Annotated in this window: 19 protein-coding genes; 10 read left to right on the top strand and 9 right to left on the bottom strand. The window is 70.3% G+C overall.

The annotated features are described in order from the left end of the window. Positions 1-281 (bottom strand): hypothetical protein (locus K2X24_RS18975; protein ID WP_292500037.1); only part of this gene is annotated, 281 nt, incomplete at its 3' end. A 109-nt stretch (positions 282-390) separates the two neighbouring features. Beyond that, positions 391-1,455 (bottom strand): alpha/beta hydrolase, encoded by a 1,065-nt coding sequence (locus tag K2X24_RS18970; protein ID WP_292500035.1) that lies wholly within the window; start codon positions 1,453-1,455, stop codon positions 391-393. A gap of 251 nt (positions 1,456-1,706) precedes the next feature. Between K2X24_RS18970 and meaB the strand changes: the two genes are divergently transcribed. From meaB to K2X24_RS18955, 3 genes are all read left to right on the top strand, one after another. Next, a complete protein-coding gene (gene meaB, locus K2X24_RS18965; RefSeq protein ID WP_238276576.1) occupies positions 1,707-2,711 on the top strand; it encodes a methylmalonyl Co-A mutase-associated GTPase MeaB in 1,005 nt (334 codons plus the stop codon). A gap of 6 nt (positions 2,712-2,717) precedes the next feature. Next, entirely contained in the window at positions 2,718-3,347 is a 630-nt protein-coding gene (locus K2X24_RS18960) for a peptidase C15 (protein WP_292500032.1), read from the top strand. 144 nt (positions 3,348-3,491) lie between these two features. Then, the gene (locus K2X24_RS18955) at positions 3,492-3,836 is read left to right on the top strand and encodes a CsbD family protein (RefSeq protein ID WP_292500030.1); all 345 of its coding nucleotides are present in this window, start codon (positions 3,492-3,494) and stop codon (positions 3,834-3,836) included. Between the two features lie 90 nt (positions 3,837-3,926). Here the strand turns inward: K2X24_RS18955 and K2X24_RS18950 are convergent, their stop codons facing one another. Then, entirely contained in the window at positions 3,927-4,712 is a 786-nt protein-coding gene (locus K2X24_RS18950) for a 3-hydroxybutyrate dehydrogenase (protein WP_292500029.1), read from the bottom strand. Between the two features lie 258 nt (positions 4,713-4,970). On the opposite strand from K2X24_RS18950, the gene K2X24_RS18945 reads away from it, so the two are divergent. The 3 genes from K2X24_RS18945 (at position 4,971) to K2X24_RS18935 (ending at position 8,924) form a co-directional block, all read left to right on the top strand. Beyond that, positions 4,971-5,900, top strand: a complete 930-nt coding sequence (locus tag K2X24_RS18945; protein WP_292500026.1) for an AEC family transporter — start codon at positions 4,971-4,973, stop codon at positions 5,898-5,900. A gap of 186 nt (positions 5,901-6,086) precedes the next feature. Beyond that, complete coding sequence (locus K2X24_RS18940; protein WP_292500038.1) at positions 6,087-7,040, top strand: acetyl-CoA carboxylase carboxyltransferase subunit alpha; 954 nt, start codon at positions 6,087-6,089, stop codon at positions 7,038-7,040. A 348-nt stretch (positions 7,041-7,388) separates the two neighbouring features. After that, entirely contained in the window at positions 7,389-8,924 is a 1,536-nt protein-coding gene (locus tag K2X24_RS18935) for a murein L,D-transpeptidase family protein (RefSeq protein WP_292500024.1), read from the top strand. 77 nt (positions 8,925-9,001) lie between these two features. Here K2X24_RS18935 and K2X24_RS18930 read toward each other — a convergent pair whose 3' ends face one another. From K2X24_RS18930 to K2X24_RS18920, 3 genes are all read right to left on the bottom strand, one after another. Next, complete coding sequence (locus K2X24_RS18930; RefSeq protein WP_292500023.1) at positions 9,002-9,625, bottom strand: LysE family translocator; 624 nt, start codon at positions 9,623-9,625, stop codon at positions 9,002-9,004. A 175-nt stretch (positions 9,626-9,800) separates the two neighbouring features. Further along, positions 9,801-10,049: a hypothetical protein gene (locus K2X24_RS18925; RefSeq protein ID WP_292500021.1), complete on the bottom strand. Its 249-nt coding sequence runs from the start codon at positions 10,047-10,049 to the stop codon at positions 9,801-9,803. A 134-nt stretch (positions 10,050-10,183) separates the two neighbouring features. Continuing rightward, the gene (locus tag K2X24_RS18920; RefSeq protein WP_292500019.1) at positions 10,184-10,900 is read right to left on the bottom strand and encodes a PhoH family protein; all 717 of its coding nucleotides are present in this window, start codon (positions 10,898-10,900) and stop codon (positions 10,184-10,186) included. Between the two features lie 51 nt (positions 10,901-10,951). Here K2X24_RS18920 and K2X24_RS18915 point away from each other — a divergent pair, with 51 nt between their 5' ends. Then, the gene (locus tag K2X24_RS18915; RefSeq protein WP_292500017.1) at positions 10,952-11,173 is read left to right on the top strand and encodes a hypothetical protein; all 222 of its coding nucleotides are present in this window, start codon (positions 10,952-10,954) and stop codon (positions 11,171-11,173) included. A 129-nt stretch (positions 11,174-11,302) separates the two neighbouring features. Here the strand turns inward: K2X24_RS18915 and K2X24_RS18910 are convergent, their stop codons facing one another. Then, positions 11,303-13,669, bottom strand: a complete 2,367-nt coding sequence (locus K2X24_RS18910; protein WP_292500014.1) for an ATP-dependent helicase — start codon at positions 13,667-13,669, stop codon at positions 11,303-11,305. Between the two features lie 302 nt (positions 13,670-13,971). After that, entirely contained in the window at positions 13,972-14,844 is an 873-nt protein-coding gene (locus K2X24_RS18905) for an NmrA/HSCARG family protein (protein ID WP_292500013.1), read from the bottom strand. 104 nt (positions 14,845-14,948) lie between these two features. Here K2X24_RS18905 and K2X24_RS18900 point away from each other — a divergent pair, with 104 nt between their 5' ends. The 3 genes from K2X24_RS18900 (at position 14,949) to K2X24_RS18890 (ending at position 20,042) form a co-directional block, all read left to right on the top strand. Then, a complete protein-coding gene (locus K2X24_RS18900) occupies positions 14,949-15,842 on the top strand; it encodes a LysR family transcriptional regulator (RefSeq protein WP_292500012.1) in 894 nt (297 codons plus the stop codon). Between the two features lie 156 nt (positions 15,843-15,998). Beyond that, the gene (locus K2X24_RS18895) at positions 15,999-16,250 is read left to right on the top strand and encodes a hypothetical protein (RefSeq protein WP_292500010.1); all 252 of its coding nucleotides are present in this window, start codon (positions 15,999-16,001) and stop codon (positions 16,248-16,250) included. Positions 16,251-16,364: 114 nt separating this feature from the next. Then, a complete protein-coding gene (locus tag K2X24_RS18890) occupies positions 16,365-20,042 on the top strand; it encodes an AsmA family protein (RefSeq protein WP_292500008.1) in 3,678 nt (1,225 codons plus the stop codon). 152 nt (positions 20,043-20,194) lie between these two features. Here K2X24_RS18890 and K2X24_RS18885 read toward each other — a convergent pair whose 3' ends face one another. Further along, complete coding sequence (locus K2X24_RS18885) at positions 20,195-21,691, bottom strand: PAS domain-containing protein (protein ID WP_292500006.1); 1,497 nt, start codon at positions 21,689-21,691, stop codon at positions 20,195-20,197. Between the last annotated feature and the right edge of the window lie 49 nt (positions 21,692-21,740).

Raw genomic sequence — 21,740 nt, 5'->3', positions numbered from 1 at the left:
GCCTTGTCGTCGTTGGAAGCCTGGGCGTGGCGGGCATCCGGCTCGTAGGGCTCGTCCTCTTCCGAATCGTCCTCCGCGAGGGCGTCCTCGAAGATCTCGATCTCCTCCTCGGTGGCGGCGCGGATCTTGAGCGGAGAGGTGCCGTTCCACAGCACCTTGCCGTCGCTCTTCATGGTCTGGATGTCGTCCTTGAAGCCATCGCAGGTGAAGAGGTCGTTGGCGACCTCCTCGGAGCCGTTGATGACCGCGATGGCCACGCCATCGATCTCGAGAGTGAACATCGCGAATCCTTATCTCTGTGGCCCGGGGCCGCTGTCCGTGTAGGGGCGAACGCCCGATAGGCCAAGGGTGAACTCGAGTAGGGCAAGGGTGAACTCGAGGGTGGGGCGGTCAGGCGCCCCCGCTCGCCCGCCCGATGGCGCGCTTGACCACACCCTGCACGTCGGGGTTCGACAGGAACAGGTCGTGGTTGATCAGGCCGCCGCCGTAATCGGAGGCGTCGGCCACCCGGACGCCGAGCGCCTCCAGGCGCTCGCGGTCGGCCGCGCCCGCCCGGACGACGCCGCCCGCGATGGCGCCGGAGAGTTCCAGCGCCCGGTCCTTGGTGGAGGAGATCACCGTGACCTTGGTCACGTCCGGCCCCATGCGTTCGATCGCGCTGGTGAACAGGTCGATGTCGATGTCGGGGGCGGCGAGCACCACCGCGCCGATGCGGGCCATGGCCGCCTCGCCGGCCTCGGCCCGCAGCATGCGCAAAGTCTCCAAGGTCAGGAGCGTCCCCATGGAATGCGCGACGATGTTGATGCGCCCGCCGGAGGGGGAGTTCGCCAGCGCCTTCAGGAGGTCCTCGAAACCGTCCCGCGACCAGAGTGCGCTCTCCCGGTCGTAGCCGTAATCGAAAGTGGCCGCCGCCGAGGGCCAGGTGAACAGCGCCGAGGCGCCCCGGAAGCGGATGCCGTCCGAGAGCCGTGCCGCGCTGACGGCCGCCGACTGGAAGCTCTCGCGGTAGCCGTGGACGTAGATCAGTACGTCGCGCCCCAAAGCCGCCTGCGCGAAGGCGCCGGCGGCCCCCGGCCCGGTCTCGACCTGCGGCACCGCCGTCACGGCCCAGTCGCCGGTGACCACCGAGGAGACCTTGCCGATCAGCGACCGGTCGGGGGCCGAGAGCCGGACCTCGGCGAAACTGAGCCCGCGTCCCCGTTCGGAACTGAAGAAGGGGCTCTTCGGCGGCGCGCCGACGGGCTTGCGCGTGGTGGCCACGAGCAGGACCGGGCTGACATCGAGGGCTGATTGCCGCTCCGGCCCCCCGCCCACCACCGCATCGCCGACGAGTCCGTCCGCCACGCAGCCGGCGAGCCCCGGCGCGAGGGCGGCCACGCCCGAGAGGGCGGCGAACCGCAGCAGGGTACGACGGGTCTGGGCTTTCGGTCGGTTCGTTCGGTCGGAGCGGATCATGTCGGGCAAGGCGATCCTGACGATGGCGGGCCGGGAGCGGCCCCGGCGTGGTGCTACCGTGTCGACGAGGATCGTGACCATGGCGCGGCGGAAGCGTGACCGTGGCGATGTGGATTGCGGGCAGAGGGAGCGCTGTGGCGGCCCGCCCACAGATGCAGCAGGCCGGGTTTCGGCGGCGCGATGGATCAAGACCGCGCGACGACGGCCCTGCCTCTCGACGAATCCCGGCAGGACCGGCAAAGAAGTCAGCCATGGCCCTCTCATCCGCACCCGCCCCTGCCCTCGACATCGATGCCCTGCGCGAGCGGCTGCTCGCCGGGGACCGCGCCGCCCTGGCGCGGGCGATCACGCTCGCCGAATCGAAGCGGCCCGATCACCGGGCGGCGGCGCGCGGCCTCATCGACGCGGTTCTGCCCCACACCGGCACGGCGATCCGCGTCGGCATCACCGGCGTGCCCGGCGTCGGCAAGTCGACCACCATCGATGCGCTCGGCGCCAACCTGACGGCGGCCGGGCACCGGGTGGCGGTATTGGCGGTCGACCCCTCCTCCACCCGCACCGGCGGCTCGATCCTGGGCGACAAGACCCGGATGGCCCGCCTCGCCCTCGACCCCAACGCCTTCATCCGCCCCTCCCCCTCCTCCGGCACCCTGGGGGGCGTCGCCGCCAAGACCCGCGAGACCATGCTGCTCTGCGAGGCGGCGGGGTTCGACGTCATCCTGGTCGAGACCGTCGGCGTCGGCCAGTCGGAGACGGCGGTGGCGGACCTGACCGATTTCTTCCTCGTGCTGATGCTGCCGGGGGCCGGCGACGAGCTCCAGGGCATCAAGAAGGGCATTCTCGAACTCGCCGACATGATCGCGGTGAACAAGGCCGACGACGGCGAGGGTGAGCGTCGGGCCAGTGCCGCGGCCTCGGAATACCGTGCCGCTCTGCACATCCTCTCGGCGCCGAGTTCGACCTGGACGCCGCCCGTGGTCACGATCTCGGGCCTGAACAACAAGGGTCTCGACGGCCTCTGGGAGCGAATCGTCGATCACCGTAACAAGCTCACCGCCACGGGCGAGATCGCCACGAAGCGCCGGGCCCAGGACGTGAAGTGGATGTGGGCCCTGGTGCACGAGCGCCTGCATCAGCGCCTCGTCGGCTCGGCCGACGTGCGCCGCCAGACGGCGGAAGCCGAGGCCGCGGTCGGGCGGGGCGAATCCTCGCCCGCAGCCGGGGCGGAGGCCATCGCCACCCTGATCGGCCTGTAAGCGCGGATGCCCGGCGGCCTGCTGATCACCGGGTTCGGCCCCTTTCCCGGCGTGCCGCGCAACCCGAGCGCGACCCTGGCCCGCCGCATCGGCGTCCTCGCACGCCCCAAGGTCGGGGGGACTCCGGTGCGGGTGCTGATCCTGCGCACCACGTACGCGGCGATTCCCGCGATGCTGGAACCGGCCCTGGCCGAGGCGCCGTCCGCGATCCTGATGCTCGGCGTCGCCGCCCGCGCCAGACGGGTCCGGGTCGAGATCCAGGGTCGCAACCGCACGAGCCGGCTGTTTCCCGATGCCTCCGGCCGGATCGCGGCGCGATCGACCCTTGAGCCGGACGGCCCGGCCGCCCGGCGGTCACCGGCGGCACCCTTCGCCCTGGCGAGCCTGCGCAGAAGCGGCATCGCCGCGATCCCCTCGCGGGATGCGGGGCGCTACCTCTGCAACGCCACCTATTTCCGCGCCCTGCGCGAGGGCCCACCGACGCTGTTCGTGCACATCCCCCTCCCGCCCCGGACCCGGCGGCAGGCGAAAGCCTCCGCCCGACCGCAGCGCCAGACCTCCGCGGAAACCCTCGCCCGAGCCTGCGCGGAGATGGCACGCGGCCTCGTGGCGCGGGGCCGCGCCGCCGGCCGATAGGAGCGCGGCGCGCTCGTTTGCCGGCACGGCAAGATTTTCACGCCTGGCCGTGGTCCCCTTCGCGCCGTCGGACGTTCTGTGAACGTCGGATGCGGGCCGACCTCGGACGGGCAGCCCGCATCACCCGCGTTCAGGAGAAAGACCATGGTCGATACGGATCGCATCGTCGGCGCCGCCAAGGAACTCGGCGGCAAGGTGCAGGGCGCCGTGGGCGACCTCACGGGTTCGTCGCGCAGCTCGGTCGAGGGCCGCTACCGCGAGGCGGAGGGCCGCGCCCAGGATATCTACGGCCAGGCCAAGGATACGCTCCGGGATGTCGCCGACAACGTCCAGGATTACGCCGGCGAAGCCTATGATCGCGGCGGCCACTACCTGCGCGATGGGAGCCGCGCCGTCGGTAGCCGCGTCGAGGAGAACCCGTTCATCGCCCTCGTGATCGCGGGCGCCGTGGGCTACGGCCTCGCGCTGCTGCTGCACGGCCGGCGCTGAACGAACGAGCGCGTCCGCCCGCCGGACATGCCGGACCGGTCCTCCCCCCCGCGCGGGGTGGAGGACCGGTCCGATCAGTAACCGCGCCGGTTACTGCGCGGTCCAGCCGCCATCCATCGCCATGTTGGCTCCGGTGATCTGGCTCGCCGCGTCGGAGGCCAGGAACACCGCGAGCGCCGCGACCTGATCGATGGTCACGAACTCCTTGGTGGGCTGCGCCTTGAGCAGCACCTCGTTGATGACCTCGTCCTCCGTCATCCCGCGGGCCTTCATGGTGTCGGGGATCTGACTCTCCACCAGGGGCGTCCAGACATAGCCCGGCGAGATGCAATTGACCGTGATGCCGTGGGTGGCGAGTTCGAGGGCCGCGGCCTTCGAGAGGCCGACGAGGCCGTGCTTGGCCGCGACGTAGGCCGACTTGAACGGCGAGGCGACCATCGAATGGGCCGAGGCCGTGTTGATGATTCGGCCCCAACCACGCTGCTTCATGCCGGGAATCGCCGCCCGCATGGTGTGGAAGGCCGAAGACAGATTGAGTGCCAGGATCAGGTCCCACTTCTCGACCGGGAAATTCTCGATCGGCGATACGAACTGCATGCCCGCGTTGTTCACCAGGATGTCGAGCGAACCGAAGGTCTCTTCGGCAAGCTTGACGAAACCCTCGATCTCGGCCGGCTTCGTCATGTCCGCATTCGAATGGATCGCCCTGACGCCGAAGGTGGACTCGATCCCGCTGCGCGCCGCCTCGATGTCCTCCGGCTTGCCAAAGCCGTTGAGGACGATGTTGGCGCCTTGGGCCGCGTAGGCCCGTGCCATGCCGAGGCCGATCCCGCTGGTCGAGCCGGTGACGGCGGCGGTCTTGTTCTTCAGGGTCATGGGCAAGCTCCGTTCAGGGCGTCGGGTTCGTGCGTGCGCGCTGCGCTCGGCATAACCCGGAACGCGGTCCGGTCGCACGCCGGATAGAGGTCGTGCCGACCACAACACCCAGAATGGCGACCCTGACCAGGGCTTGCAGCCCATCCGGGCGACGCGGACCCGCACTCTGTCACGGGCCTCAATCCGGGACGGGTGGTGGAACCGGGTCCACGCCGCTAAGCCGACGCACCCCTGCGGCCCGGATCGGAGACCGGAACCATGACCGGCACGATCCTGCTGGCGCTTCTGCCCATCGTCCTCCTCATCGGCCTCGGCGCGGCCCTGCGCCGATCGCGCTTCCTCGGCGAGGCGTTCTGGCCCCAGGCGGAAAGGCTCGGCTACTACGTCCTGCTGCCGTCCCTCTTCGTCCACGGCCTCGTGACCGCGCCGTTGGAGGGCATTCCCATCGGGGCGCTCGTCACCGTGCTGGTGACCTCGACGCTCCTGGTCGCGGGCCTTCTCCTCGCGGGCCGGCGCTTCCTGAATCTCGAGGGCGCCGCGTTCACCTCGGTCTTCCAGGGCGGCGTCCGGTTCAACAACTACGTGGGCGTCTCCGTGGCGGCCGGGCTGTTTGGCGCCCAGGGCATCGCCCTGGCGGCGGTGGCCAACGCCGCCATCGTACCGACCGTGAACATTCTCTGTGTCCTCGTCTTCGCACGCTTCGGCGCCCTCGGCCGGCCCTCGCTGGCCGGGCTGCTGCGCCTCCTCGCGTTCAATCCGCTGGTCGTGGCCTGCCTCGTCGGCATCGGCCTCAAGTCCGCGGGCCTCGGCCTGCCCGGAGGCATCGCGCCGGCGCTGCGCGCCCTCGGTCAGGCCTCACTCCCCCTCGGATTGCTCTGCGTCGGTGCGGCCCTCGATTTCGGCACGGCGCGAGCCTGGGTGCGGCCCGTGCTCGTGGCATCGGGAGCCAAGTTCATCGCGATGCCGCTGGCGACCCTGGCGGCCTGCCTCGCCCTCGGCCTCCACGGCCCCGCCGCCGCCACGGCCCTGCTGTTCCAGGCCCTGCCCACGGCCTCGTCCTCCTACATCATGGCCCGGCAACTCGGGGGCGACGCGCCCCTGATGGCGGGAATCACCGCCGTGCAGACCGTGCTGGCGGGCCTGACCATGCCCCTGGTCCTCATCGGCCTGCTCGATCTCGTCGGATGAGGGGGGACGCGCCGGGACAATCGCGCCCCTCGGTTGACACCTGCCCGTCCATCCCCAACACCCTGCGCCCGCGCGGCCCCCGCCGCCGCGCCATAGGCCCGACACGATCTGCGTCAGAACGGTCGCGCGCCCGCCGGACCACCCGGTGCCGCGACCGAGCACGGAATGGACCCCTCGATGACGGTGATGCGCACCTACCTGGATTTCGAGAAGCCCGTCGCCGAACTCGAGGCCAAGGTCGAGGAGTTGCGGGCGCTGGGCGCACGCGACGGCGCCGTCTCGATCAGCGAGGAGGTCGGGCGCCTGGAAGCGAAGGCCGCCGCCGCGCTCTCCGACATCTATGCCGCCCTCACGCCCTGGCAGAAGACGCAGGTCGCGCGCCATCCGCAGCGGCCGCACTTCATCGACTATTGCGCGGGCCTGATCACCGAGTTCACCCCGATGGCGGGCGACCGCACCTTCGGCGAGGACGAGGCGATCGTGGGCGGGTTCGGGCGCTTCAACGGACGTCCGGTCTGCGTCCTCGGCCAGGAGAAGGGCTCCACCACCGAGACGCGGCTGCGGCACAATTTCGGGATGGCCAAGCCCGAGGGCTACCGCAAGGCCGTCCGCCTGATGGAGCTCGCCGACCGCTTCGGGCTGCCGGTACTGGCCTTCGTGGACACCGCCGGCGCCTTCCCGGGCATCGAAGCCGAGGAGCGGGGCCAAGCCGAGGCCATCGCCCGCTCCACGGAAGCCTGTCTGGCGCTCGGGGTGCCCAACATCGCCCTCGTCATCGGCGAGGGGGGCTCGGGGGGCGCCATCGCGCTCGCCACGGCCAACCGGGTGCTGATGCTGGAGCATGCCATCTACGGCGTGATCTCGCCCGAGGGCGCGGCCTCGATCCTGTGGCGCGACCAGGGGCGCGCGGCCGACGCGGCCACCGCCATGAAGATCACCGCGCAGGATCTGCTCCGCCTCGGCATCATCGACACCATCATCCCCGAGGCCACGGGCGGCGCGCATCGCGGTCGCGAAGCGGCCATCGCGGCCGCCGGGGCCGCCATTCAGTCGGCCCTGACGGAGTTCGACGGCCTCGGTCCCGACGAAATCCGTGACCGGCGGGCGGCCAAGTTCCTCGAGATCGGACGGAAACTCTGATCCATCCTGTCTGCGGCAGTATGACGCGGGCAAGCGAAGGAACCAAGTCGGCGTTCGTTAGGATGCGGTGTCTAGTCTGATCGCCGGCGCGGCGGGCCCTTCCGGCACCGGAAAGTCGTTGGCGACCAGCCGCTTCCCCTGCCGGGAGATACCCGCCGGATGGCGATCACGGGCTTTGCGGCGAGAGCGCGTCCGCACTCCCGCGATGACCGCAATCCACACCAGGCACGCCGACCGTCGAGCGTCGCCTTGCGGTAACAACCGGGTAAGTTTAACCAAGCTAAGGGGTTGGGGAGTGGCGTTCGGCGGGAAAACCCCGCCGACGCGTGACTGAGGACGGGGTTCCCCATGGCTATGCGCCCGCTCGTGGCCGCCGCTTTCGCTGTGCTCGCTCTCTCGCTCGGCGCATGCCAGGACGGATCGACCGGCGGCGTTCCCCTCCGGGCCCTCGCGCCCGTCCCCCAGAAGACCCTCGCGCTGATGGCGCAGAAGGGCATGTCCCAGAACGATCCGATCCTGATCCGCGCCTACAAGCGGGAAGCGGAGATGGAGGTGTGGAAGCGCGGGACCAACGGCCAGTACGCACTCCTGAAGACCTATCCGATCTGCCGCTGGTCGGGCCAGCTCGGCCCCAAGACCAAGCAGGGCGATCGGCAGGCGCCGGAAGGCTTCTACACCGTGACGCCGGGACAGATGAACCCGAACTCGTCCTACTACCTTTCGTTCGACACCGGTTACCCCAACGCCTACGACCGGGCGAACGGACGCACCGGCAACTACATCATGGTGCACGGTACCTGCTCGTCCTCGGGCTGCTTTGCCATGACGGACGAGTCGATGGGCGAGATCTACGCCCTGGCGCGCGATTCCTTCGCAGGCGGGCAGCGCGCGTTCCAGTTCCAGTCCTACCCGTTTCGGATGACGCCGGCGAACGTGGCCAAGTTCCGCAACGACCCGAACGCGCCCTTCTGGAAGAATCTGAAGGAGGGCTCCGACTACTTCGAGGCCCTGCGCGAGGAGCCGCGCGTGGGCGTGTGCGGCTCGAAATACGTGTTCGGCGGCGCGGATGCCGCGGCGGGCTCGTGCACGCCGAAGGTCGAGCCGATGGTGGCCGAGAAGCGCGATCGCGACAACCGCGAGATCGCCGATCTCATCGCCAAGGGCACGCCGGCCACCCGCCTCGTCTACGACGACGGCAGCCAGAACCCGGTATTCCGCGGCCAGCAGGCGCCCGCCGATACCCTGACGTTCGCGAGCCTCGGCAAGCCCGAGACCGAATTGCCCTACAATCCCAAGGACTACGCCCAGCACAAGCTCGGCGAGGTCAGCCGGCCCGAGAGCCTTGCCGCCGGCGAGCGCGAGATCGAGGTCGACGCCAAGGGCCGTCCGGTGATGATGGCGGCGGCGCCGATTCCCACCAAGGCCGCCGCGGCCAATCTGGAGCGAAAGGGTTCGTCGCCCGCCGCGAAGCCCGAGCCGATCGTTGCGGAGCCGGCCAATCTTTCGCCCGCCAAGCCCGCCCGGGTCATGGTGGCCGACGCCGATGGCGACCCGGCCGCCTACAAGAAGGTCCTGGGCAATCTGTTCAGCAACGGTACCCCCGCGACGCCGGCCGCCGACGCGGCGACCGTGCCGGTGGTGGCCGGAGCGCAACCGGCCAAGCTGGAGTTGAAGCCGGACGCGAAGGCGCCCCACGCCGCCGCCGCGAAAGCCGCACCGGTGAAGACCGCCCATGTCGCCGCGGACAAGGCCAAAGTAGCGGCCGACGACAAGCTTAAGCCGGCCAATGAGGTCAAGGTGGCCGGAAAGGCGACCCAGAAGACGGCGGCGACGGCCGGACCGGCGTCTCCCAAGACCACCGGCTCGACGACGCCGAAGAACTGAAGCGACCGGCGCTCCATCCCCTTGCGTCACAACGCTTGTCTTGCCGGAGCGGCATCCGCTCCAGTGAATGGAATGCCCTAGCGGGCCCCGAGCAGCATCGCCCCGAAGCCGGCGAAGACGGCACCAGTGATCCGGTCGAAGGCCCGCTTCAGGGCCGGACGGGTCAGGGCGCTCGCGAGGCGGCGACCGCCCAGGGCGTAGACCCCGTACCAGAACAGCTCCGCACCCGCGAAGGTGACGACCAGGACCGCGAATTGCGGGCCCTGCGGCCGGGCCGGGTCGACGAACTGCGGCAGGAAGGCACTGGCGAACAACAGCAATTTGGGGTTGCTCAGGCCGATCAAAAGCCCGTCGCGATAGAGACGCGCCGAGGAGAATGGCGCCGGGCCCGCACCACTCGAGGGGGTGACGGGGGCATCGTCCCCGCGCCAGGCCCGGACCCCGAGGACGACGAGATAGGCGACGCCCGCGTAGCGCAGAATGTCGAATAGGACGGGCGAGGCCATGAGCACGGCGCTGAGGCCGGCGGCGGAGGCCAGGAGCACGAGCACGACGGCGGTGAGGCAGCCCGCCATGGCGGCGAGACTGCGCCGGAGACCGACCCGCAGGCTGCGCATCAGGATGTGGAGCATGTTCGGTCCCGGCGTTCCCGAGAGGACGAAGACGGCGCCGAGGAACAGCCACCAGATCTGAAGGGTCATGCGGTCCGACGGGTCACGGCAGGCCGGACTCCGGAATGGGCCGGCAGCCCGTTCTGTATAAGCCGATCAGCGGCAGGAACCGTAGCAAATCGCGTCGGGCAGACCTGCACGCATGGCGATAAAAAAAGGGCCCCGCGAGGGACCCTTCTCGAATTCAATCTGGCTCAGCGCCCGATCACATGCGGCGCATCATGCGGCGGTGCATCATCCGACGCTCCATCCGGCGGCGCTCCATGCGACGATCCATCCGGCGGTCCATGCGCCGCTCCATCATCCGACGCTCCATGCGGGTCATCTGCACGGTGGACACGGTCTCGGGAGCAGTCACGCCCAGCGGCGCGCCAGGCGCGGCGGAGGCGGAGGTGGCGAGGCTGGCACCGCCGAGCGAGGCGAGCACGGCGAAGGCTAGGGTCAGTTTCCTCACGAGGGAGTCTCCCATTCTCTTTATGTCCGAGCGCGGCACCCGGGCGGTTCCGCCGGCCGGGAGGCCGGGAACCCATGTCGCGCACCGGAGTGAGCGGCGGACCCCGTTCCGGTCCACCGCTGATAACCCGCGAGTCAGAGATTCGTTTCCTCGAAAGCGCGGACCCACTCAGCACAAATTCCTGAGCGCACGATATCGTCGAGGGTAAATTCCACCACCGGGATCGGCATCATCCGGCTCTTGATCAGGTGGATCACGGTGCGCAGCCCCGAGGTCTCACGAAGATCCGTCTGGGACACGTCCCCGTTGATGATCACCTGGCAATCGTCTCCGATGCGGGTGAGGAACATCTTGATCTCGGCGGTGGTGGTGTTCTGCGCCTCGTCGAGGATCACGAGGCAGTTCTTGAAGGTGCGCCCGCGCATGACCTCGAAGGGCACCACCTCGATGTCGCCGGTCTTCACCGCGATCTCGAAGGCGGCCTCGCCCATGCGCTCCTTCATGGTCTCGGTGAGCGGCGCGACCCAGGGGGCGATCTTCTCCTCAAGGGTGCCGGGGAAGAAGCCCAGCGAGCGGCCGGAGGGCACGTTCGGACGGGTGATGATGACCTTGGCGATGCGGCGCTGGCGCAGCTGGTCGGCGGCGCGGGTGCCGGCGATGAAGGTCTTGCCGGTACCGGCGGGGCCGAGGACGATAACCTGTTTGTGAAGAGCGAGGGCGTCGAGGTATTGCGCCTGGCGGTCGGTGAGCGGTTGGATCGGGCCCAAGTTGCGCTCTTCGTCGAAGCGCGTCTTGTGCGGCCGGACCGTACGGTCCTCAACGAGTTCAAGTCGTGTGCGGCGTCTCTTCATCGATCAACACTCCAACCGGACTTGCCAACCTGGATTTAATCTGAGCCTGACTTGTTGAACCTGCTTCGTGACATCCTTGAACCGATCTGTTTCGGCGATCCTTCCTGCTTCGCCCGCCTGACAGCCAATCCGGAGACCGCCCCCGAGTTCCGGGCGGCGCCGTCAAGGCTGTGGATACCCGGGACGGTCGCGATGACCGCGGGATCGCCCGTTGCACGCACCATGCCGCGCGCCGCGCGACAGGGGCGTGACAGCGACTATTCTTGGGAATGATGTAAAAAATCTGCGCCGATGCTGCGCTGCGGCAGAAATCCCGCGGCGCCGGCCGATTGCCGGGCTCTGTGTCGAAGAAGACGCGGTCCGCATTCGGCGACGCCCTCCGCAGCCTCCGGCGCCCCGCGATCAGGCCGCCTGGATGAAGCTGTCGAGCACCATCTTCCGGCCGGCCTTGTCGAAATCAACGGTGAGCTTGTTGCCGTCCACACCCGCGACGGTGCCAGGGCCGAACTTGGTGTGGAACACCCGCATGTCGACGCTGAACGCCGAGGGCGCTCCCGTCGACTTGGCGATGAGCTCGCCCTCGATCTGGCGCGGGCCACCGCGATTGGGCGGCGCCCGGTTGCCGACCCCGTAGCCGTTGGCGTTGCCGGATTGGGCCGTGTTGGCCTGGGCCCGCTGCCAGCCGGGGGTGCCGTAGGACGAGCCGAAGGGCGTCGGGTTGCGGTCGAAGCGCGAGGCCCCGGCCGAGAAATGGGCGGGGGCGTCGAGCACGTCGACGCTGTCCTCGGGCAACTCGTCGATGAAGCGGCTCGGCACCGTGGAGGACCACAGGCCGTGGATGCGCCGGTTGACGGCGAACGACAGCTTGGCGCGCTTGCGGGCGCGGGTCAGGCCCACATGGGCGAGGCGCCGCTCCTCCTCGAGGCCGGCGCGGCCGCTCTCGTCGAGCGCCCGCTGGTTCGGGAACAGGCCGTCCTCCCAGCCGGGCAGGAACACGGTGTCGAATTCCAGGCCCTTGGCGGCGTGCAGGGTCATCAGCGAGACTCTGTCGGCCCCCTCCTGCTCGCTGGCCTCCATGACGAGGGAGACGTGCTCCAGGAAGGCGGCGAGATCGGGAAACTCCTCCATGGAGCGCACGAACTCCTTGAGGTTCTCCAGGCGCCCGGCGGCGTCGGCCGACTTCTCCTTCTGCCACATCTCGGTGTAGCCGGACTCCTCCAGGATGGTCTGGGCCACCTCCGAGTGCGGCTGGCTTCCCACCAGGCGCGACCACCGTGAAAAGCTCTCGACCAGGGCGCGCACGCCGGAGCGGGCGCGGGGCTTCAACTCGTCGGTCTCGACCACGAGGCGCGCGGCCTGGAGGAGCGGCACCCCTTGCGCGCGCGAATAGGCGTGCAGCGCCTGCAGGGTGGCGTCGCCGAGGCCCCGCTTCGGGGTGTTGAAGATCCGCTCGAAGGCGAGATCGTCGGCGGGGTTGGCGGTGACGCGCAGGTACGCCAGCGCGTCGCGGATCTCGGCCCGCTCGTAGAAGCGCGGGCCCCCGATGACCCGATAGGGCAGCCCGAGCTGGACGAAGCGGTCCTCGATCTCGCGCATCTGCGCGGAGATCCGCACCAGCACGGCGATCTCGGAGAGCGGGTGCTGCTTGACCTGCAAACTCTCGATCGCTTCGGCGACCTGACGGGCTTCCTCCTCCGAATCCCAGGCGCCCGACACGGTCACCTTCTCGCCCGCCACGTCCTCGGTGCGAAGCGTCTTGCCCAGCCGCCCCTCGTTCTTCGCGATGAGGCCGGAGGCGGCGGCGAGGATGTGCCCGGTGGAGCGGTAGTTGCGCTCGAGACGCACCACCACGGCGCCCGGAAAATCGTGCTCGAAGCGCAGGATGTTGTCGACCTCGGCGCCGCGCCAGCCGTAGATCGACTGGTCGTCGTCGCCGACGCAGGCCACGTTGCGGTGGCCCTGCGCCAGCAGGCGCAGCCAGAGGTACTGGGCGACGTTGGTATCCTGGTACTCGTCGACCAGGATGTAGCGGAAGCGTTGCTGGTAGTTTTCCAGCACGTCCGGGTTCTCGCGCCACAGCTTGAGGCACAGCAGCAGGAGATCGCCGAAATCGGCGGCATTCAGGGTCAGGAGCCGGGCCTGATAGGCGGAATAGAGGGCGCCGCCCTTGCCGAAGGCGAAGGCCCCCGCCTCGCCCGGCGGCACCTGCTCGGGCAGGAGGCCGCGGTTCTTCCAGCCGTCGATGGCCGAGGACAGGGCGCGGGCCGGCCAGCGCTTCTCGTCGATGTTCTGGTCGACGATGACCTGCTTCATCAGGCGGAGCTGGTCGTCCATACCGAGAATGGTGAAGTCCGAGCGCAGGCCCACGAGCTCGGCGTGCCGGCGCAGGATCTTGGTGCCGATGGAATGGAAGGTGCCGAGCCAGGGCATGCCTTCGCCCGCCGGGCCGATGAGGCCGCCGATGCGATGCTTCATCTCGCGGGCGGCCTTGTTGGTGAAGGTCACCGAGAGGATGTCGAAGGGACGCGCCTTGCCGGTGGCGATGAGGTGGGCGATGCGCGTCGTCAGCACACGGGTCTTGCCGGTGCCGGCGCCCGCGAGCACGAGAACCGGCCCGTCCGTCGCCTCGACGGCGCGGCGCTGCTCGGCGTTCAGGCCCTCGAGGTAGGGCGAGCCCTGCGGCCGCAGCGAGGCCATGGCGCGGGCGGCGATGGAGGTCGGAGCGGCGTCGGAGGCGGATGCGCCGGCCGCGTCGGAGTGCTGGGTCATCGCGCATCCCTGGACCAAAACGCGAACGGCGTCGAGGGTGGGATGCATTTCCGGGGGCTGCGCCATCGCGCGTGGTGCTCACCCGCGCGACGGTTCGTTCGTTGCGGTTCGGCGCGCGCGATTCGCGGCGACCGCCCGCGAAGGCGCGCGAATCCGATGGCGGGGCAGGCCCTCGATCGCCGTCACGCGCAGCGCCATCCGGCATGGGCGCCCGCCTCGGCCCGCAGGCGGGACCGCCTCGACAGGACAGTCCCCCGAGGTCGCGGCCGCGGGGTCGCCCATGGGGGATCCCGCGCAGATCGTCAGGCGGACGCCGCGAACTGTCCGGCAAGATCGCGATAGGACCGCAGGGGCCGGCCCAGCAGCGCAGTGAGGCGATCGACGTCGCCAGCCTCGGGCCGCATCCCCAATTCCAGGAAGCGCTCGCACATCAGGCGCATATCGAAGGCCATCCAGGCCGGCATGTGCTGTTGCCGGAGGTTCCGCTCGAAGGCTTCGGTGTCGTCGCCACCGTAAGAGACCGGCCGGCCCAGGACCTCGGACCAGATGGCGGCGACGTCCGAACCGGTCAGCGTCTGGGGGCCGACGAGGTTGATCCGCTCGAAGGGAAGCGGCGTTCCGGCCCGCTCGCGACGGATCAGTTCGAAGGCCGCGATCTCGCCGATGTCGGCGGCATCGATCATCGCGAGTCCCCGGGTCCCGATCGGCATCGGGTAGACGCCGTGGCCGAGCACGACATCCTTGATCATCAGATCGTTGTTCATGAAGTAGGCCGGACGCAGGATCGTGGCGTCGAAGCCCATGCCCTCGATCATCCGTTCGACGCCGAACTTGCCCGCGAAATGCGGCACGTTCACGTAGAGGTCGCTGTGGATCACCGACAGGTAGACGACCCGCTCGATCCCGGCCTCGCGGGCGAGGTTCAGCGCGATCAGCGCCTGCGTGAATTCGTCCGGCACCACGGCGTTCAACAGGAACAGGGTGGAGACGCCCGACAGGGCGTTGCGCACGGAATCCACGTCGATCAGGTCGCCCTGGACCACGGCGACCTCCGCGGGCAATCGCGCCTTCGAAGGCTCACGGACCAGGGCGCGCACGTCGGCGCCGCGCTTCACGAGTTGGTCGACGACGTGGCGTCCGACGGTGCCGGTCGCGCCGGTGACGAGAATGGTCATTGGGATCTCTCCAGGTTTGCCGTGAGCGGCATCCCGAAGATGCGTGATCCATTCGCGATCCGGGAGACGTCCTGTTAGGACAGACCGTCTCACTGGTGGAACGCATGGATCTCGTCGCCCTCGCCGATTTCAACCTCGTCGCCAAGCATGGCGGCTTCGGACGGGCTGCCCGCGCCGCAGGGCGGCCGAAGGCGACCCTGTCGCGCCGTGTCGCGGAGTTGGAGGCCGACCTCGCACTGCGCCTCTTCGAGCGCGGTGCGCCCACCCTGAAGCTGACCGAGGAAGGCCGGGCGCTCCACGAGCGGACGCGGGTCCTGCTGACGGAGATCGACGAATTGGCGGCGGCCATCGCCACGGGCGGGGACAGGCCCCGGGGTCGGCTGCGCATCAGCGCGCCCGTGCTGTTCTCCCAGACCGCGATGGGCAAACTCTCCGCGGGGTTCGCCTTGAAACATCCCGAGGTCCGGCTGGAGGTCACCACGGAGGACCGTGCCGTCGACATGGTGGAGGAAGGCTACGACCTCGCGATCCGGGTCAATCCCGATCCGGATGCCAGTCTGGTCGGCCGCATCTTCCTGCGCGACCGGCTGGTCGTCGTGGCGGCACCGGGCCTGATTCGGCCGGCGTACGGCGCGACGGCTCCGGCCATCGTACGCGGGCCGATCGAGGGCCCGATGATCTGGACCCTGACATCCTCCGCCGGACGGTCCAGCTTCGCCGCCGATCCCGTCCTGAGCCTGCCGTCGCTGATGATGGTCCGCGAGGCGGTCCGAGCGGGCGTCGGCGCCGGGCGCCTTCCCATCTCGCTCGTCAAACAGGATCTGGCCGCCGGAAGGCTGGTTCCGTGGGGTGTCCTCGACGGACCGGACATCGCCCTCTGGACCCTCTATCCGTCGCGGCGTCTGCTGAGCGCGCGCGTCTCAGCCTTCCTCGACCATCTGAAGGAGGCCTTCCCGATGGGAACCGCCGACGAGCTCGCCGCGCATATCGGGGGATGACGGGATGGACTCCCGGCGCCCATCGGCGCTCCGGGGCCCGATCAGACGTCGGGCGTCTCCCGCCCGCTCGATGGCCTGCCTCGCGGGAACCCGCCTTCCCACCGGGGCGTCGCCTCACCAGATCAGAATCAACCGCTTTCACGCAAGGACGACATCATGCGCGCCTCCCCTACCCTCCTCGCCGCCCTCGCGCTGCTCGCCGCCGGCCCCGCCCTCGCCCAATCCTCGAACGGCGCCATCAACAGCCTCAACGCCACCAACGATCGGCTCTCCACCCGCAGCGAAATCCGCGGCATCGAGCAGCGCCAGCAGTTCAACAACAACCAGACCCGGATGCAGATCGAGCGCGGCGACCTGTTCCGACCGAGCGCGCCCGCCGCGCCGATCGTGGTGCCGGGCCGCCGCTGACGGGCACGCGCACGGCGCGCAAACGCAGGCGCCTGTGCTATGTCCGCCGTGGAAGCGGGGCGCGGGTCCCCGCCGGGCGGAGCGGGCTCCGGATGACTGGGCGGAACAGTAACGGTGCGTGACCTCCTGACCGCGCTGGCGGGCGCCGTCATCCTGCTCCTCGTGGCTGCGCTCGCCGTGCCGCCCTTCGTGGCCTGGGAAGGCTATCGCGGCCTCCTCGACCGGACGATCACGCGCTCCCTCGGGGTCGAGGCCCACACCGAGGGGCGCATCGGGTTACGCCTGCTGCCCTCCCCGCGCCTGAAGCTCGACCGGCTCCGGCTCGGCCCCGGCGCCACCGAAAAACCGGGCGGCGAGAAGCCGGGCCTCGACCTGCACTGGGTCCGGGCGGAGGTCGCCCTGGCGCCCCTCCTCAAGGGCGAGGTTCGCTTCACAGAGACCCGGATCGGCCGGGCCGAGGTGAAGCTGCCCGTCAGCGAAGGCGAGGGCGTGCTGGTGCCGGCGGAGGGCTGGCCCGCCGCGACGCGCGACCTCGCCATCGAGGACCTCTCGATCCGCCAGTTCGTGCTCACCACCCAGGTGCCCGCCACGGGGCGAACCGAGCAATTCTACGCCGAGGCCCTGCAGGTCTCGGCCCCCGCCCTCTTCGGCCCGTGGCGGGTCGAGGGCACCAGCCGGGGCGTGCCGTTCCGGATCGCCACCGGCGAGGCGGGGGCGGACGGGGTCGCCGTGAAGATCTCGGGCGGCGGCGACACCCAGCCCCGCTTCGAGGCCGATGCGCGCATCACCCTGGCGCCGCCGAAAACGGAACCGGCCGCACGCGCCGCCGCCCTCAAGGCGGCGGGACTGCGCATCCTGGTGCCGGAAGCGGCGGGTGCCGCCCGGATCGTGGTCGGCCCCCCGGTCCAGGCGGCGGGCGCCTACCTGCCGTTCTCGCTGGCCGGCAAGTTCAGCGGGCGCGGCCTGGCGGTGGCCTTCAGCGACGTCGCCCTCGAGATCGACCCCGGCGGTCAGGCCCTGCGCCTCGGCGGCACCGGGCGGCTCGACCTGCGGCAGTGGCGCGGCGCCCTCGCACTGGCCGCCCGGCGCCTCGACCTCGACGCCTTCCTGACCTCGGCGGGGGGGCAGGCGCTGATCGCGCGCGGCCTGCCGACCGCCGAGGCCCGGGGCGCCGGCACACGCGGTTGGGCCGGTCTGCCCATCATGCTCGACCTCGACCTCGCGGTGGAGACCCTGGCCCTGGGCCTCGACGAATGGTCGGGCCTCGCCGTCGCCGCCACCCTCGACCGCACCGGCGGCCTCGTCCTGCGCCGCCTCGACGTCACCGCGCCGGGCGCGGCGGTACTCGGCGCCAGCGGCGAGATCGACACCACGGGGGGCTTGCGCTTCAACGGGCACCTCGCCCTCGACACGCCGGCCTCGGACGGGCTCGGCCGCTACCTGCGCCGCCTCGGCCTCGAAGGACCCGCCGTGGCGGTGATGGACGGGCGCCCGGTCCAGCTCAGCACCGACCTATCGGTGGCCTCGCCCAGCCTTTCGCTGCGCAACCTGCGCCTCAATCTCGGCGAGGCCCGCATCACCGGCAATGCCCGCTACACCGCCGCAGAGGGAGGGGGCCGCGGGCGCTTCGACGCGCAGCTGGTAGGCCAGGGCATCGACATCGCCGCCCTGCCCTCCCTGAGCGGGGCGCTGGCGGAACTCAAGGGCCACGATCTCGGCCTCACCCTTCAGGCCCGCGACGTGCGCTACGGGCCGGCCGGGGCGCATTCGGGCAACGGCACCATCGCGGCCAGCATCCAGTCCGACGGTGCCGGCCTCGCGGTCGACAGCCTCGACATCACCGATCTCGCCGGCGCCAACGCCCGGCTCTCGGGGCGGATCGCCCCCGATGGCACCGGCCGCATCGCCGGGCGGATCTCGGCGGCGGTGGCCGCCCCCCTGTTCGCGCTCCTCGACCGGGTCTGGATCGCCGAGGCCCGGGCGGTGCCGGCCTTCCTGCGGGCAGGCGCCCTCGACCTCGCCGTGAGCCTGGAACGCGACGCGGGCGCGGCCGACACCCTGCGGGTCGGGGCCAAGGGCGCCGCGGCCGGAGGCACCCTCGACCTCGACCTCCTGAGCCGGGCGGGACGCATCGCGGCCCTCGATCTCACGGTCGCGGCGCCCGACGCCGCACCTTGGTTCGGACGGCCCGACATCGCCGCCCTGCGCCGGCCCGGCCGCGTGCGCCTCGTCGGGGCGGAGGCTCCCGCCTTGCTCGGCGCCCCCGAGGCCGGCCTCGCCCTGCGTCTCACCGGCACCATCGCCGACCTCACCCTCGCGACGGTGCAGCCCCTGCTGCTCGCGGCCGGCGAGCCCTTCCCGCGGGCCGGGGAGCTGCAGCTGTCCCTGCCCGACCTCGCGCCATTCCTGACGCTGGCGGGCAGTGGTGCCCTACCCTCGACCGAACCCTGGCCGGCGGAACTCGGCCTGCGCCTCTCCCGCGCCGGGGCCGATGCCCGAGTGGCGGTGGTCGGCCGCATCGCCGGCCAGCCGGTCTCGGCCGACCTGACCCGGACACCCTCCGGCGAGATCGGCGGCAGCGCCACCCTGGCGCGCCTGTCCGTGCCGCTGTTGACCCAGGCCACGATCCTGCCCGTACAGGCGGCGCGCGGGTCGGGCCAGGCCCCGGCGAGCCTGCGCTTCGCGCCGGTCCCGGAGGGGCGGCCACCGGTCACCCTGGCCCTGCGGGTCGATGCCCTCGACCTCGGGCGCGGGCTCACCGCGACGGGGGCCGGATTCAGCGCCGCGCTCGACGGGGACACCCTGGCGCTCCGCGACCTCTCGGGCGCCCTGGCGGGCGGCCGGATCGCCGGCAGCGCCACCCTCTCGCGCCAGGGCGGCGCGGCGGCGATCTCGGGAGAGGGCCAGGTCACCGATGCGGGGCTCGCCGAACTGGTCGGCGGCGGCCCCGTGGCGGGCCGGGTCACGGCGCAACTGCGCTTCGGCACCTCGGGGGAGAGCGCCACCGGGCTGACGAACAATCTCGGCGGCAGCGGCACCCTCATCCTCGGCGGCCTCGAACTGCCGGGCGCCGATCCCGCCGGCCTCGCCCGCGCCCTCACCCGAGCGCTGGCGGAGGACGATCCCCTCCGGGAGGGGCGCCTGCAGGCCTTAATGGCGGAGGAACTCGGCGCCGGCCCCCTCGCGGCGAAGGGGCCGGTGACGAGCCCGATCAGCCTCGTGGGCGGCGCCCTGCGGACGGGCCCGCTCACCCTCGACCTCGGCGCGGGCCGCTGGACGGGCACCCTCGGCCTCGACCTGCGCGATGCCCGCCTCGATGCACGCGGCACCCTCACGGCCGCCGCCGGCCCGAAGGGCTGGAACGGGGCGGCCCCGTCGATCCAGCTCGGGTTCGGCGGCCCCTTGCGGGCGCCGGAGCGCAGCCTCGATGCCGGACCGGCCACGAACGGCCTCGCCGCCCTGGTGCTGCAACGGGAACTGGAGAAGATCGAGCTGTTCGAGGCAGACCAGACCGAGCGGGCGCGCCGACGCGGCCGCATCGAGATGGACAAGGCCCGCGCCGTCGCCCTGAAGGCCGCCGCCGACCGGGCCGCCGCGGAGAAGGCCGCGGCCGAGAAGGCGGCCGTCGAGGAGGCCGCGCGCCAGGCCCGCCTGCGGGTCCAGCAGGCCGCCGACGAGGCGGCGCGGCAGGCGCGGGAAGCTCAGGCACGGGAGATCCAGGCCCGCGAGGCGGAAGCGGCCCGGCGCCAGCAGGCGGAACAGCCGGGGCAACCCGCGGGTCCACAGCCCTGAACCTCGCCCGTTCCGCGGCGGCCGACAGCGAGAACGCGGGGCTCTCGCGCCGGTGGGGAGGTTAGGCGTGAGGGTCGCTTCGCTCGCGGGAGAAATCTGCCGCTTGGTCCCCGCCACGAACGTCCGCGCCGGATGGAAATTAAGACCGACGGCTATCGGAGCTCTTCGGTGCGAATCCGGACATCAGTTTCGGCGTCCGCCAGTGGGGCGACGGCTGTGAAGACGACACCTTCCGATCGGAAGTCGAGGTCTACACGCCCGCCGATCTCTGTCGCCAGGACGCGCTGGATGAGCTGGGTCCCGAAGCTCGTCCGGCGCGGAGGCGTGACCGGAGGACCTCCGGTCTCCCGCCAGAGCATGTGCAAGCGAGGATGGTCCTGCCCGCCTTCAATCCTCCAATCGACCTCAACAACCCCGACTGCGGCGGACAGAGCACCGTATTTGGAAGCGTTCGTCGCGAGTTCATGCAGTGCCAAGGCATAGGCCGTAACAAGCTGCGGCGGCAGGCGCAGGTCCGGTCCCGACAGGCGGAAGCGATCGGCATCCTCGACGCCGAAGGGAGCAAGTGAGCGCATGACAAGTTCATGCATCGATACGCTCCCGAAGTCCTCAGAGATCAGTAGGGTGTTTGCGGCCGCCATAGCCTGGATGCGCGCGGTGAGCGTCGCGGCGGCATCCGGCAGCGAGTTGGCGCGACGCATGGTCTGTGAGACGACGGCTTGTAGCGAGGCCAGCGTGTTCTGCACCCGGTGGTGAAGTTCGCGGCTGAGCAACGCGCGATGGTTCTGAACCGCCCGGCGGTCTGTGATGTCCTGTGATGTTCCGGTGATGAAGATCGGCGTTCCATCTGCCCGATAGTGCGCCTTTCCCCTAATCTGGACCCACCGCAAATCACCGGCGGGCGTGGTCAGGCGATACTCGGCGTCGAGAAGGGATCGGTTCGCGATTGCCTGCTCGATCGCATCCTTCTGGATCGCACGATCGTCCGGATGGATGGAGGCCTGTAGTTCTTCGAGGCTCAGCGTGTCGTCGGGCTGGCGCCCACAGATCACCTTGCAGCTCTCGGACGCAGTAAGACGCCCGGTGTCGAGGTTGATGCTCCAGCTGCCCAGTTGCCCTGCATCCAGAGCGAAGCGAAGGCGCTCCTCGCTCGCCTGCAACTCGGCATTGCGCCGCGCGACTTCCGCCTCCAGCTCGTGCCGGTCACGCTGGAGACGCACCAAACGCTCGCGCTCCAGGGTGACATCAAACTGAGAAGCGAAGAAGTAAGTGAGTTGACCATCCTCGCCGAACACAGGCGAGACGAGGAGGCGGTTCCAGAAGGTCGAGCCGTCTTTTTTATAATTCAGGAGTTCGAGTTCGATCGGTACCCTGCTCTCGATCGCGCCCCTCAGACGCGCGACGTCTGCGCGGTCAGTATCAGGCCCCTGCAGAAAGCGGCAGTTCCGCCCGATGATGGCACCCCGGTCGTAGCCTGTTAGCCGAGCGAAGGCTGCGTTGGCGAACACAATGGGATTGTCGTTCTGTCGCGGGTCCGTGATCAGCATCGGCATCCGCGTGGCACGAACAGCCGATGAGAAGGGGTCCGGCCCCGAGCCCGCACGTGTCAGCTCGCGAACGATGCGGGCTTCTTCGTCGAAATTCGGCACTTAAATACGTCCTGCACAGATTGCTCCTCAAGCGCCGCCATATACCGCC

Origin of the sequence: Methylobacterium sp. (assembly GCF_019750675.1) — a bacterium.
Lineage (GTDB): Bacteria > Pseudomonadota > Alphaproteobacteria > Rhizobiales > Beijerinckiaceae > Methylobacterium.
The sequence above is the reverse complement of the archived record's forward strand: the minus strand, read 5'-3'. Positions and strand labels throughout refer to the sequence as shown.

What these genes read in the sequence shown, in the direction of transcription:
- K2X24_RS18970 (WP_292500035.1), bottom strand. Translation starts at nt 1,455, where the DNA reads ATGATCCGCTCCGACCGAACGAACCGACCGAAAGCCCAGACCCGTCGT.
- meaB (WP_238276576.1), top strand. Translation starts at nt 1,707, where the DNA reads ATGGCCCTCTCATCCGCACCCGCCCCTGCCCTCGACATCGATGCCCTG.
- K2X24_RS18960 (WP_292500032.1), top strand. Translation starts at nt 2,718, where the DNA reads ATGCCCGGCGGCCTGCTGATCACCGGGTTCGGCCCCTTTCCCGGCGTG.
- K2X24_RS18955 (WP_292500030.1), top strand. Translation starts at nt 3,492, where the DNA reads ATGGTCGATACGGATCGCATCGTCGGCGCCGCCAAGGAACTCGGCGGC.
- K2X24_RS18950 (WP_292500029.1), bottom strand. Translation starts at nt 4,712, where the DNA reads ATGACCCTGAAGAACAAGACCGCCGCCGTCACCGGCTCGACCAGCGGG.
- K2X24_RS18945 (WP_292500026.1), top strand. Translation starts at nt 4,971, where the DNA reads ATGACCGGCACGATCCTGCTGGCGCTTCTGCCCATCGTCCTCCTCATC.
- K2X24_RS18940 (WP_292500038.1), top strand. Translation starts at nt 6,087, where the DNA reads ATGCGCACCTACCTGGATTTCGAGAAGCCCGTCGCCGAACTCGAGGCC.
- K2X24_RS18935 (WP_292500024.1), top strand. Translation starts at nt 7,389, where the DNA reads ATGGCTATGCGCCCGCTCGTGGCCGCCGCTTTCGCTGTGCTCGCTCTC.
- K2X24_RS18930 (WP_292500023.1), bottom strand. Translation starts at nt 9,625, where the DNA reads ATGACCCTTCAGATCTGGTGGCTGTTCCTCGGCGCCGTCTTCGTCCTC.
- K2X24_RS18920 (WP_292500019.1), bottom strand. Translation starts at nt 10,900, where the DNA reads ATGAAGAGACGCCGCACACGACTTGAACTCGTTGAGGACCGTACGGTC.
- K2X24_RS18910 (WP_292500014.1), bottom strand. Translation starts at nt 13,669, where the DNA reads ATGACCCAGCACTCCGACGCGGCCGGCGCATCCGCCTCCGACGCCGCT.
- K2X24_RS18905 (WP_292500013.1), bottom strand. Translation starts at nt 14,844, where the DNA reads ATGACCATTCTCGTCACCGGCGCGACCGGCACCGTCGGACGCCACGTC.
- K2X24_RS18900 (WP_292500012.1), top strand. Translation starts at nt 14,949, where the DNA reads ATGGATCTCGTCGCCCTCGCCGATTTCAACCTCGTCGCCAAGCATGGC.
- K2X24_RS18895 (WP_292500010.1), top strand. Translation starts at nt 15,999, where the DNA reads ATGCGCGCCTCCCCTACCCTCCTCGCCGCCCTCGCGCTGCTCGCCGCC.